The following is a 10,528-nucleotide window of genomic DNA, read 5'->3' as shown; positions in this document are numbered from 1 at the left end:
CGACGACCTGCTGGTCGCCACGGCGACCGCCGAGGACGTCCCGCCCCGCGCCCCGGACGACGCGACCCCGCGGCTGCTGGTGTGCGCCCACGGGCGCCACGACACCTGCTGCGCCGTGCGCGGGCGCCCGGTCGCGGCGGCGCTCGCCGCGCGCTGGCCCGGCGGGACGTGGGAGTGCAGCCACCTCGGCGGCGACCGGTTCGCGGCCAACCTGCTGGTGGTGCCCGACGGCACGGTCTACGGCGCGGTCGACGACACCGACCCGGTGCGGCTGGTCGAGGACCACCTCGCCGGCCGCGCCGACCCCGCGTTCCTGCGCGGCTGGAGCCACCTGCACCCGTGGGAGCAGGTGGCGGCCGTGCACCTGCACCGCGAGCTCGGCCCGCTCGCTCCGGCGGCGGTGGGCGTCGTCCGCGTCGAGCACGTCCCCGGGTCGCGGCGCTGGCGGGTGCACCTCGAGGTGGACGGCGTCGGGGCGCGGGTGCTCGACGTCGGCTCGCTCGCGGCCGAGGCCGCGCTGCTGACCTGTCGCGCGGCGTCACCGGCGTCCGCCGTGCGCTACGTCGTCGCCTGACGCCCGAAACCGCTTGCCGGCGGGTGCGAGCATCGCTGCGTGGACCTGCTCGCGACCCTGCCGGCGTTCGTCGTCGCCGTGCTGCTCATCTCGGCCTCGCCGGGTCCGGCGATGGCGCTGATCCTGCGCCGGGCTGCCGTCCAGGGGTGGCACGGCGCCGTGCCGACGGTGCTGGGGCTCGAGCTCGGGCTCTACGCCTGGGCGCTGCTGGCCGCCGCGGGTTTCGCCGCGCTGGTCGCGGTGTCGCAGGTCGCGTGGGTCGTGCTCAAGGTCGTCGGGGCGGGTGTGCTCGTACCTCGGCGTCCGCGCCTGGCGGTCGGCGCTGTCGGCGCACGAGCCGGCGGACGACGGACCGGCGGCCCCCGGCGCGCGGCGCTGGTGGGCGCGCTTCGGCGAGGGGGCCGTGGTGCAGCTCGCCAACCCGAAGGCGGCGGTCTTCATGCTGGCGTTCTACCCGCAGTTCGTGCCGGCCGGACGCCCGTTGTTCGCCACCACGGCCGCGCTCGCGCTGCTGCAGGTCGCGATCGAGACGGTGCTCTACCTGGCGCTCGCCGCCGCGGTCGGGCGGGCCGGCGGGTGGTTCCGCCGTCCGCGCGTGCGCCGCCGGGTCGAGGCCGTCAGCGGCACCGTCATGGTCGGGCTCGGCGTCCGGGTGGCGCTGGCCTCGCGCTGAGGATCACCCGCCGACGAAGGTGGCGAGGTCCTTGCTCTGCTGCACCCGTGACGGCTCGTGGACGTACATCATGTGGCCCGCCTCGTAGTAGCGGACCTCGATGTTCGCCTGCAGCTCGTCGGGGATGTGGAGGTGGGCCAGGGTGTGCTCGGCGGCCGCGTAGGGGGTCGCGCCGTCGTGGTAGCCGCACGCCACGTGCACGCGCAGGTGCGGGTTCGTGCGCATCGCGGCCGACAGCCGCGACACCACCGACACCGAGCGGTCCTCGAACTCCTTGTACGACCAGGGCCGCACCTTGTCGGTGAGGATCTCGTACGGCAGGTCGCTCTCGAAGCCGAGCTCCTCGCGGACGTAGTGGTTGAAGGCGGCGCTGTACGGGCCGTGGATCGCGGTGTACGAGGGGTCGCGGTCGAGCAGCTCGGAGACGCGGTCCTTGTCCCACCCGCTGAACCGGCCGTCGAGGCGGCCGACGGTGCGGCCCTGGCCGCGCAGCAGCTCGGTGAAGAACCGCAGGTGCTCGATGCGCAGGTCGGCGCGGTCGACGTACTCGCGCGACAGGCCGGTGAGGCCGGCGAGCTTGCGGACGGCCGCCGAGCGCTGGGTCGGCGTCAGGCGCGCGCCGCGCGACAGCACCCACGGGTAGTCGCGGGCCGCGTACTCCTCGGCCTCGGCCAGCACCTCGCGCAGCGGCCGCTCGCCGTGCAGGCCGTGGTGGTGCGCGATCGCCGCGTAGGTCGGCAGGAACAGCGCGTGCGGCAGCTCGTTGCCCTCGGTGAACCGGATCGTGCCCATGTCGAGCACCATCGAGATCAGCATGATCCCGTTGAGGTACATGCCGTACCGCGACTGCAGGTGGTCGGCGAGCGAGGCGGCCCGGGTGGTGCCGTACGACTCGCCCGCGAGGTACTTCGGGCTCATCCAGCGGCCGTTGCGCGTCGTCCAGAGCCGGATGACCTCGCCGACCGACTCGATGTCGCCGGTGTAGCCGTGGAACGGTCCCGGCTTGCCGCCCTCGACGGCGCGCGAGTAGCCGGTGGAGACCGGGTCGACGAACACCAGGTCGGACGTCGTCAGCAGCGTCTCGGCGTTGTCGGCGAGCCCGTACGGCGGCGGGGCGAGCGAGCCCGCGTCGCCCATCACGACCCGCTTGGGGCCCAGCAGCCCGAGGTGCAGCCACACCGACGACGACCCGGGGCCGCCGTTGAAGCAGAACGTGACCGGGCGGTCGGGGTCGGGCCTCGCGTCGTCACCGGTGCCGGTGTCGAGCGTGTACGAGGTGAGGAAGACCTCGGCCTCGGCCCTGTGCCCCTTGAACTCGCCGTCCTCGACCACCTCGCGCCGCAGCACGACGCGTCCGGACGTGGCGGTGTACCGCAGCGTGCGGCGTCCGACCTTGAGGGTGTGGTGGGTGGTGAAGAGGTCGTCGGTGACCGTGGTCGCCGGCTCCTTCGCCGCCTCCGCGGGGGTCGTCGCGTCGTCGCGGGCGGTGCTGTCGGTCTTCTCGTCGGCCACGACGCCCGACCCTAGCCGCAGGGTGGGACGACCTCGGCCCTTCGGGCCATTCCGCCGGGGACGGGAGCGTGGTCCCCTGTCGGGCATGGCGGACACCCTCACCCACGGCGAGACCATGAACCGGCTGATCCACGTGGCGGTGCGGCGCGACCTCGACCGCTTCTCGGCGGCGGTCGAGACGTTCACGCCCGGCGACGCCGGGCGCGCGGAGGCGCTGGGCGAGGCGTTCGCGCACTTCGACCAGATGCTCACCTCCCACCACGAGGGGGAGGAGAAGAACCTGTGGCCGGTGATCGGCGACCCGGGCGCGGGTCACCAGCACGACGTCGCCGACCTGACCGACGAGCACGAGGAGATCGTGCGCGGGCTCGGCGACAGCCGCGACGCGTTCGCCGCGCTGCGGACCTCGGCCGCGGCGGACGACGCCGCGCGCGCGGCCGCGGGTCTGGACCGGCTCCGCGACGCCGCGACCACGCACTTCGCGCACGAGGAGTCGCAGATGCACGAGCTGCTCGGCGCGGCCGACCCCGAGGCGGTCTCGGCGGCGCTGCGGCGGATGGGACGCGACGCGCCGCTGGCGGAGGCGCTGTGGTTCGTGCAGTGGGTGTCGGACTCCCTGGACCCCGCGCAGCGCCGGGCCTTCGGCGAGGTGATGCCCGCGCCGCTGCGGGCGCTGTCGTCGCTGCTCGCCGGACGCCGCTACCGCCGGGTGACCGCCGCCGCGTTCGGCTGACGGCGGCCGCCCGGGCGGGTTCACGGGAGGAACAGCCCGGCGTCGCCGAACTCGTGCCAGAGGTACCCCTCGTCGGACGCCGCCTCGTAGGCCCGCGCGGTGAGGGCGTCGCCGGCCACGGCCCGCACCAGCAGCAGGTGCGAGGCGGTCGGGTCGTGCCAGCCGGTGACCAGCCCGCCCACGACCCGCGGCGGGGTGCCCGGGGTCACCACGTGCTCGGTCCAGCCGGACGTCGCACGCACGCGGCCGTCGGCGTCGACCGCCGACTCCAGCGCGCGCGTCGACGTGGTGCCGACCGCGACCACGCGGCCACCGCGGGCCCGGGTCGCGGCGACGGCGTCGGCGGTCGCCTCCGGCACCTCGAACCACTCCGGCTGCGGCCACTCACCCGCCTCCTGCGACGAGAACCCGGTGTGCAGCGTCACCGGTGCCACACCGACACCGCACGAGACCAGGCGCGTCACCAGCTCGGACGTGAACGGGCGTGCGGCGCTGGCCATCTCGGCGCTGCCGGGTCGTACGGAGAACACCGTCTGGTACGCCTCGAGCGGGTACGGGTGGTCGAGGTACCCGTAGGCGATCGGGCGTCCGACCTCGCGCAGGTGCGCGTCGAGCGGTCCGGACGCGCGCGCCCGCCAGAGCCGGGTACCGCGCCCGGTGGGGGACGAGCCCTCGCGCGGGTAGGGCGCCGTCAGCGCGAGGGTGACGCGCCCGCCGAGGTCGACCAGCAGGCCCGCACGGGCGTCGAGCACGGGGTCGGCCGCGTCGGGTGCGGTGCGCAGCTCGACCACCCGCGACCCGTCGTCGAGGCGCGCACCGACGTGCACGACCACGGGGTCGGCGGGCCGGTCGCCCGAGACGACCACCCCGTCGACCTGCCCGGGGACGGTGGCCGAGTCGTTCACGACCAGCAGGTCGCCGGGGCGCAGGTGCTCGGCCAGGTCGTGGAACCGGGCGTGCACCAGCCCGGTCCCCGAGGCGACCAGGAGTCGCACGCCGTCGCGGGGCAGGCCCCGCTGCTCGGCCGGCTGGGCGGCGAAGGTGCGGACGCTCACGACGGCACCTCCTCGCGGACCGCGACGTCCGCGGCGCGGAGCCGTCCGGACGACGGGCGGGCACCGACCAGCGCGAGCAGCGCGGGCACCACCTGCTCGGGCGGCGGGCGGTCACCGATGTCCTCGCCCGGGAAGGCGTCCTGGTGCATCCGCGTGCGCATGTCGCCGGGATCGACCGCGTACCAGCCGATCTCGGGGTGCTCGGCTGCCCAGGTCAGCGTCAGGTGGTCGAGCGCGGCCTTGGAGGCGCCGTACGCCCCCCACCCCTCGTAGTGCGCCACCGCCGCGTCGGACGACACCGACAGCACGGTGCCGCGTGCGGCGACGAGGTGCGGCAGCAGCAGGCGGGTGAGGTCCTGCGGCGCCACCAGGTTGGTCTCGAGCACCCGGCGCAGCACGTCGGCGTCCAGCGCCTCGAGGTGCGGCTGCGGGCTGGCTCCGAGCGTGCTGGCGTTGTGCACCAGCAGGTCGAGCCGACCCAGGCCCGCGACGGCGCCGCGCAGGGCGTCCCGGTGCGCGGGGTCGGTGACGTCGCCGGGCACGGCGACCACGTCGGGCGCACCGGCCGTCGCGAGCTCGCCGCGGACCCCCTCCAGCGGTGCGGTGCGGCGCGCGTCGACGACCAGCGCCCAGCCGTCGCGGGCGAGCGCGAGCGCCAGCGCCCGTCCGAGCCCCTCGGAGGCGCCGGTCACCACGGCGACGCGGTCGTGGGTGCGGTCTGCGGGTTGTGTTCTGGTGGTCATGCCGGTGATGCTGGTAGCTCAACTCGACTTGAGGTCAAGGGAGCGTGACGTGCGACCCACCGACCAGCTGACGATCTCGGAGGTCAGTCGCCGCAGCGGGTTCGCGCCGTCGGCGCTGCGCTACTACGAGGCCGAGGGCCTGATCACGGCCGAGCGCACCAGCGGCAACCAGCGGCGCTACCAGCGGCAGGTGCTGCGGCGGCTGGCGTTCGTGCGCGCCGCCTCGGTGGTGGGGCTGTCGCTCGACGAGATCCGCGACGAGCTCGCGACGCTGCCCAGCGGCCGCAACCCGAGCAAGGCCGACTGGTCACGCATCTCGCGGCACTGGCGCGGCCGCATCGACGAGCAGATCGCCGCCCTCGAGCGGCTGCGTGACGGGCTCGACTCGTGCATCGGCTGCGGGTGCCTGTCGCTCAGGGCGTGCTCGTTCTCGAACCCGCAGGACGCGCTCGGCCGCCACGGCGCGCGCGGCGCGGCGCTGCTGCCGCGCGCCCTGCGCAGCGCCCCGGGCGTGACGCTCTAGTTCCCGAAGACCTCGAACAGCAGCGCGTGCTCGGTCCCGGCGGCCTCGGCGCCCATCGACAGGATCATCGTCACGAGCTCGCGCGGCTTCGGGAAGTCGTCGGGCAGCGCCTCGTTGTAGGCGCGGTGCGCCTCGAGCGAGGCGATCGCGGGCTCGAGGTGGCCGGTGACGTCGAGGTAGTGCGTCGGCGACGTCGAGGCGCCCATGATCACCGCCTTGAGTCCCTTCCAGGGCTCGTACCCCTCGGCGACGAGCTCGGGGAAGATCCAGCGGTTGCCGCAGTCCTTGGCCGCGTCGAGCACGCACATGCCGACCGCGCGGTGGTCGGCCTGGTTCGACATGCCCGGGCGGAACCGCAGCTCGTGGCTGCCGGTGACCACGACGTCCGGCTTCAGCCTGCGCAGCTCGCGGCACAGGTCGCGACGCAACCCCAGGGTGGGTTCCATGACGCCGTCGAGGTAGCCCTCGAGGAAGTCGACCACGTCGACGCCGACGACCAGGGCGCCGTCGCGCTCCTCCTGCTCGCGGGCCGGGCCGGCCTCGGCGGGCGGCATCGTGTCGATACCGGCCTCGCCGCGGGTGGCCAGCAGGTAGGTCACGGTCTTGCCCTGCTTCACCCAGCGGTCGACGGCGGCCGCCGTCCCGTACTCGAGGTCGTCGGGGTGGGCGGCGATGCACAGGACGCGCTCGAAGTCCTCCTCGAGCGGTTGCAGCGCGGGGCGTCCGGGGGGCGGGCCGTCGGTCATGCCGGCGACGGTAGTGCGGCGGCGTGCCGGCGGACAGGTCTGGGAGACTCCTGTTCGTGAGCGGCCCCCTCGACCTGCCCGGCTGGACCCACACGTACTCGGGCAAGGTGCGCGACCTGTACGCGTCGGCCGAGCGCCCCGACGAGGTGCTGGTCGTCGCCAGTGACCGGGTGAGCGCCTACGACCACGTGCTCGCGACGCCGATCCCCGACAAGGGCCGGGTCCTCACCGCCCTGACGCTGTGGTGGTTCGAGCGGCTCGACGGGCGGGTGTCGTCCGACGAGGGACCGCTCGGTACGCACCTGGTCTCGACCGACGTGCCCGAGGCCGTCGCCGGGCGGGCGATGGTGTGCCGCCGGCTCGAGATGGTGCCCGTCGAGTGCGTGGCCCGCGGGTACCTCACGGGCTCGGGGCTGGCCGACTACCGCGCCACCGGCGAGGTGTGCGGCAACGCGCTGCCGCCGGGGCTCGACGACGGGTCGCGGCTCGACCCGCCGATCTTCACGCCCGCCACCAAGGCCGCCCTCGGCGAGCACGACGAGAACGTGTCGCTGGCGCAGGTCGCCACGACGGTCGGCGACGAGCTGGCCCACCGGCTGCGCGACCTCACGCTCGCCGTCTACGCACTGGCGGAGGGCATCTCGCGCGACGCCGGCATCCTGCTGGCCGACACCAAGCTCGAGCTCGGGCACGACCCGGCGACCGGGCGGCTGGTGCTCGGCGACGAGGTGCTGACTCCAGACTCGTCCCGGTTCTGGCCCGCCGAGGAGTACCGGGTCGGACACGCGCAGCCCTCGTTCGACAAGCAGGTCGTGCGCGACTGGCTGACGAGCCCCGCGTCGGGCTGGGACCGCGCCTCCGACACCCCGCCGCCCCCGCTGCCGGACGAGGTCGTCGAGCGCACCCGCGAGCGCTACCTCGAGGCGTACCGCCGGCTCACCGGGCGGGTGTTCGCGTGAGGAGCGAGGTGCTGCAGGTGCGCACCGGCACGTCCGAGGTCGTCGTCGACCTCACCGACGACTGCGCGCGCTTCGTCGCCGGCGAGGGCGACGGCGTGCTGCACGTCTTCGTCCCCCACGCCACGGCGGGCGTGGCGGTGCTCGAGACCGGCGCGGGCAGCGACGACGACCTGCTCACCGCGCTGGAGGCGCTGCTCCCGCGCGACACCGCCTGGCGGCACCGCCACGGCACGCCCGGCCACGGCCGCGACCACGTGCTGCCCGCGCTCGTCCCGCCGTACGCCACCGTGCCGGTGCTCGGCGGCCGGCTCGCGCTCGGCACCTGGCAGAGCATCTGCCTGGTCGACACCAACGTCGACAACCCCGACCGCCAGGTCCGGCTGTCGTTCCTCACCGGCTGATGGTGCGGACGGCGGCGCGGCTGCTGCTCGGCGCCTTCCTCGCGACCGCCGGGGTGCTGCACCTCGTCCGGCCCGACGAGTTCCTCGCGCAGGTGCCCGCGTGGTTCCCCGTCGACGAGGGGTTCACCGTCCTGGCGTCCGGGGTCGTCGAGATCGTGCTCGGTCTGGCCGTGGTCGCCGCGCCCCGGCGGCACCGCCGGACGGTCGGGGTCGTGGTGGCGCTGTTCCTCGTCGCCGTCTTCCCGGGCAACGTCGCGCAGTACCTCGAGGGCGTCGACGCGTTCGGTCTCGACACCGACCGCGCCCGGCTGGTGCGGCTCTTCTTCCAGCCGCTGCTGGTGCTCTGGGCGCTGTGGGCGTGCGAGGTGCTGCGGCGACGCCGCCCGGATGGCGGGGTCGGCGCACCCGACGCATCCTGACCGGATGGACCCCGCCCTCCCCACCCGCCGCTCCCTGCTCGCCGCCGCCGTCGCGGCCCCCGCGCTGCTCGCCGCGGCGGGGACGCCGGCGCTGGCCGCCCCACCGGCCACGATCCCCCTGCCGGTCGGGTTCCGTCCCGAGGGCATCACCTCCGGCGCGGGCGGGAAGTTCTGGACCGGCTCGCTCGCCGACGGGGCGCTGTACAGCGGCGACCTCGCGACGGGACGGGGTCGCGTCGTCGTCCCGGGGCAGGCGGGGAAGACGCTGCGCGGCATGCAGGTCGACGGCCGCTCCGGGCTGGTCTGGGTCGCCGGCAGCGAGGGCGCCCTCGGGGTCGTCTACGCCTACTCCCGCACCGGGACGCCGGTGCACCGCGTCGAGGTGCCCGGGTCGGTGTTCCTCAACGACCTCGTCGTCACCCGCGACGCGGTGTGGGTGACCGACTCGAACGTCGACCGGCTCGTGCGGCTGCCGCTCGCCCCTGGCGGCGTACTGGCCGGCGAGCCGTCGTACGTCGCGCTCACGGGCGCCTGGCCGGTCACCGAGGGCCTGCGCGCCAACGGCATCCGCGAGCTCGACCGCGACACGCTGCTGCTGAACCACTCCACCGCGGGTGGCCTCTGGACCGTCCCGAAGGGCAGCGGCGTCGTCGCCCCGCTCGAGGTGCGCGGCGGTCCCGGCCTCGTCGGCGGCGACGGGCTCGAGCTCGCCGGCAACCTGCTCTACGACGTGCGCGGCTCGGGCCAGCAGGAGGTGTCGGTGCTCGCGCTGCGCGCGGGTGCGCGCGGGTGGGTGGCCACGTGGCGCGGTGCGCTCACCGACCCCACCCTCAGCGTGCCGTCGACCGCCACCCGGTGGGACCGGTACCTGTGGGCGGTGAACGCCCGGTTCGGCGTGCCCGACCCGGCGGCCGCCGGGTACCACCTCACGCGGCTGCCGGCGCGCCCCTGAGGCCGTGTCAGCGGGGCGTGAGGGCGAACACCGGGATGGTGCGCGTCGCCTGCCGCTCGTACCCGGCGAAGCCGCGGTAGGTGCGCACCATCAGCGCGTAGCCGCGGTCGCGCTCGGCGCCGTGCAGCTCGCGGACGTCGACCTCGACCTCGGTGCCCGCGGACGCGTCGAGGACGCGCGCCGGCTCGTCCCGGTCCTCGTGGCCGCGCAGGTTCCACGCCCAGGCCGGGGTCTTCTCGGTGCCGCCGCGCGAGCCCGCGAGCAGGTACGCCTCGCCGTCGCGGGCGAACACCAGCGGGACGCGCTGCTCGGCACCCGAGCGGCGTCCCCGCACGGTCAGCCACACCACGGGTGCGCCGGCCAGGCGTCGTCCGAGGCGTCCGCCGCTGACGCGGTCGACCACCCGGTGCACGACCGTCATCGCCGTCATCGCGGCGGTCGTGCCGCGGTCGTACAGACGCGACCCCATGCGGGTCAGGCCATCTCGGTCGGCCCGGCACCCGTCAGGTCGCGCACCTCGGCGCCGCCCAGGGCGGTCAGCTGGCGCACGTAGACCCCGCGTCCCTGCGCGGACAGCACCGCGTCGTGGACGGGGACGAGCGCGCCGGGACGCACCGCCCGGGCGAACGCCACCGTCTCCTTGAACGACGCCCACGGCGCCGCCAGCGGCACCGCGAGCACGTCGACCCGCTCCGGCGCGTACTCGTAGGCGTCGCCGGGGTGGAACAGCGTCGGCTCGCCCTCCGCGCGCACGAGCACGCCCACGTTGCCGATCCGGGGGATCTCCTCGTGGATCACCGCGTGCTGCCCGCCGACGCCCTCGAGCTCGATGCCGCCGTCGAGCTCGACCCGGTCGCCGGGACCGAACGCCTCGACCCGGCCGTCGCCGGCCGTCAGGCCGAGCAGCGAGGTGTCGCCGTGCAGGGCGCCCTCGACCAGCACCCGCGCGCGGGGGCTCGCCGTCAGCAGGGCCGGCAGGTGCTCGGCGTCGACGTGGTCGGCGTGCTGGTGGGTGACGACGACCGCGTCGACGTCGGGGATGGCGTGCCAGTCGTGGCTGAACGCCCCGGGGTCGATCAGCACGCGGCGACCGCGGGCCTCGACCAGCAGGCAGGCGTGTCCGAGGTGGGAGATGCGCATGGGGCCACGGTCGCACCAGGGGGGCCTCCCCGCCACAGGGCGGCGCACGGCGGCGTGCTCCGGGCCCGGTAGCCTGGGGCCGACTCGCCCGCCCCTCC

13 protein-coding genes and 1 pseudogene are annotated in these 10,528 nt (G+C 75.4%); 8 read left to right on the top strand and 6 right to left on the bottom strand.

What is annotated here, in order from left to right:
- Window positions 1-574, top strand: a 574-nt coding sequence (locus tag ACYVKY_RS13145) for a sucrase ferredoxin (RefSeq protein ID WP_460435442.1), incomplete at its 5' end; no start/stop codon positions are given.
- A 111-nt stretch (window positions 575-685) separates the two neighbouring features.
- Window positions 686-1,247: pseudogene (locus tag ACYVKY_RS13140) on the top strand (LysE family translocator).
- Window positions 1,248-1,250: 3 nt separating this feature from the next.
- Here the strand turns inward: ACYVKY_RS13140 and ACYVKY_RS13135 are convergent.
- Entirely contained in the window at window positions 1,251-2,759 is a 1,509-nt protein-coding gene (locus tag ACYVKY_RS13135) for a S10 family peptidase (RefSeq protein WP_460435441.1), read from the bottom strand.
- Window positions 2,760-2,844: 85 nt separating this feature from the next.
- On the opposite strand from ACYVKY_RS13135, the gene ACYVKY_RS13130 reads away from it, so the two are divergent.
- Window positions 2,845-3,492, top strand: a complete 648-nt coding sequence (locus tag ACYVKY_RS13130; RefSeq protein WP_460435440.1) for a hemerythrin domain-containing protein — start codon at window positions 2,845-2,847, stop codon at window positions 3,490-3,492.
- Window positions 3,493-3,512: 20 nt separating this feature from the next.
- On the opposite strand, the gene ACYVKY_RS13125 is transcribed toward ACYVKY_RS13130, so the two are convergent.
- A complete protein-coding gene (locus ACYVKY_RS13125) occupies window positions 3,513-4,547 on the bottom strand; it encodes an S-adenosylmethionine:tRNA ribosyltransferase-isomerase (protein ID WP_460435439.1) in 1,035 nt (344 codons plus the stop codon).
- Window positions 4,544-5,290, bottom strand: a complete 747-nt coding sequence (locus tag ACYVKY_RS13120) for an SDR family NAD(P)-dependent oxidoreductase (protein ID WP_460435438.1) — start codon at window positions 5,288-5,290, stop codon at window positions 4,544-4,546. The genes ACYVKY_RS13125 and ACYVKY_RS13120 overlap by 4 nt, the downstream gene beginning before the upstream one ends.
- Before the next feature lie 49 nt (window positions 5,291-5,339).
- Between ACYVKY_RS13120 and soxR the strand changes: the two genes are divergently transcribed.
- Complete coding sequence (gene soxR, locus ACYVKY_RS13115; protein WP_460435437.1) at window positions 5,340-5,813, top strand: MerR family transcriptional regulator; 474 nt, start codon at window positions 5,340-5,342, stop codon at window positions 5,811-5,813.
- On the opposite strand, the gene ACYVKY_RS13110 is transcribed toward soxR, so the two are convergent.
- Complete coding sequence (locus ACYVKY_RS13110) at window positions 5,810-6,559, bottom strand: PIG-L deacetylase family protein (protein ID WP_460435436.1); 750 nt, start codon at window positions 6,557-6,559, stop codon at window positions 5,810-5,812. The two genes, soxR and ACYVKY_RS13110, sit on opposite strands and share 4 nt — an antisense overlap.
- Window positions 6,560-6,609: 50 nt before the next feature.
- On the opposite strand from ACYVKY_RS13110, the gene ACYVKY_RS13105 reads away from it, so the two are divergent.
- Genes ACYVKY_RS13105 through ACYVKY_RS13090 form a run of 4 tightly spaced genes read left to right on the top strand, consistent with a single transcriptional unit; the run spans window position 6,610 to window position 9,290 of the window.
- On the top strand, window positions 6,610-7,518 hold the full coding sequence (locus ACYVKY_RS13105; RefSeq protein ID WP_460435444.1) for a phosphoribosylaminoimidazolesuccinocarboxamide synthase: 909 nt from the start codon (window positions 6,610-6,612) through the stop codon (window positions 7,516-7,518).
- Window positions 7,515-7,919: a YjbQ family protein gene (locus tag ACYVKY_RS13100; protein ID WP_460435435.1), complete on the top strand. Its 405-nt coding sequence runs from the start codon at window positions 7,515-7,517 to the stop codon at window positions 7,917-7,919. The genes ACYVKY_RS13105 and ACYVKY_RS13100 overlap by 4 nt, the downstream gene beginning before the upstream one ends.
- A complete protein-coding gene (locus ACYVKY_RS13095; protein WP_460435434.1) occupies window positions 7,919-8,338 on the top strand; it encodes a DoxX family protein in 420 nt (139 codons plus the stop codon). Before ACYVKY_RS13100 ends, ACYVKY_RS13095 begins: the two co-directional genes overlap by 1 nt.
- Window positions 8,339-8,342: 4 nt before the next feature.
- Window positions 8,343-9,290, top strand: coding sequence for an NHL repeat-containing protein (locus ACYVKY_RS13090; protein WP_460435433.1), 948 nt, complete (start codon window positions 8,343-8,345; stop codon window positions 9,288-9,290).
- Window positions 9,291-9,297: 7 nt separating this feature from the next.
- On the opposite strand, the gene ACYVKY_RS13085 is transcribed toward ACYVKY_RS13090, so the two are convergent.
- Together ACYVKY_RS13085 and ACYVKY_RS13080 are read right to left on the bottom strand one after the other, a co-directional pair.
- Entirely contained in the window at window positions 9,298-9,759 is a 462-nt protein-coding gene (locus ACYVKY_RS13085; protein WP_460435432.1) for a PNPOx family protein, read from the bottom strand.
- Window positions 9,760-9,764: 5 nt separating this feature from the next.
- Window positions 9,765-10,430, bottom strand: a complete 666-nt coding sequence (locus ACYVKY_RS13080; protein WP_460435431.1) for an MBL fold metallo-hydrolase — start codon at window positions 10,428-10,430, stop codon at window positions 9,765-9,767.
- Window positions 10,431-10,528 lie beyond the last annotated feature (98 nt).

The sequence above is a fragment of the Angustibacter speluncae genome, assembly GCF_054777815.1.
Note: the sequence above shows the minus strand (reverse complement) of the source record. Positions and strands in the feature narration are given on the sequence as shown.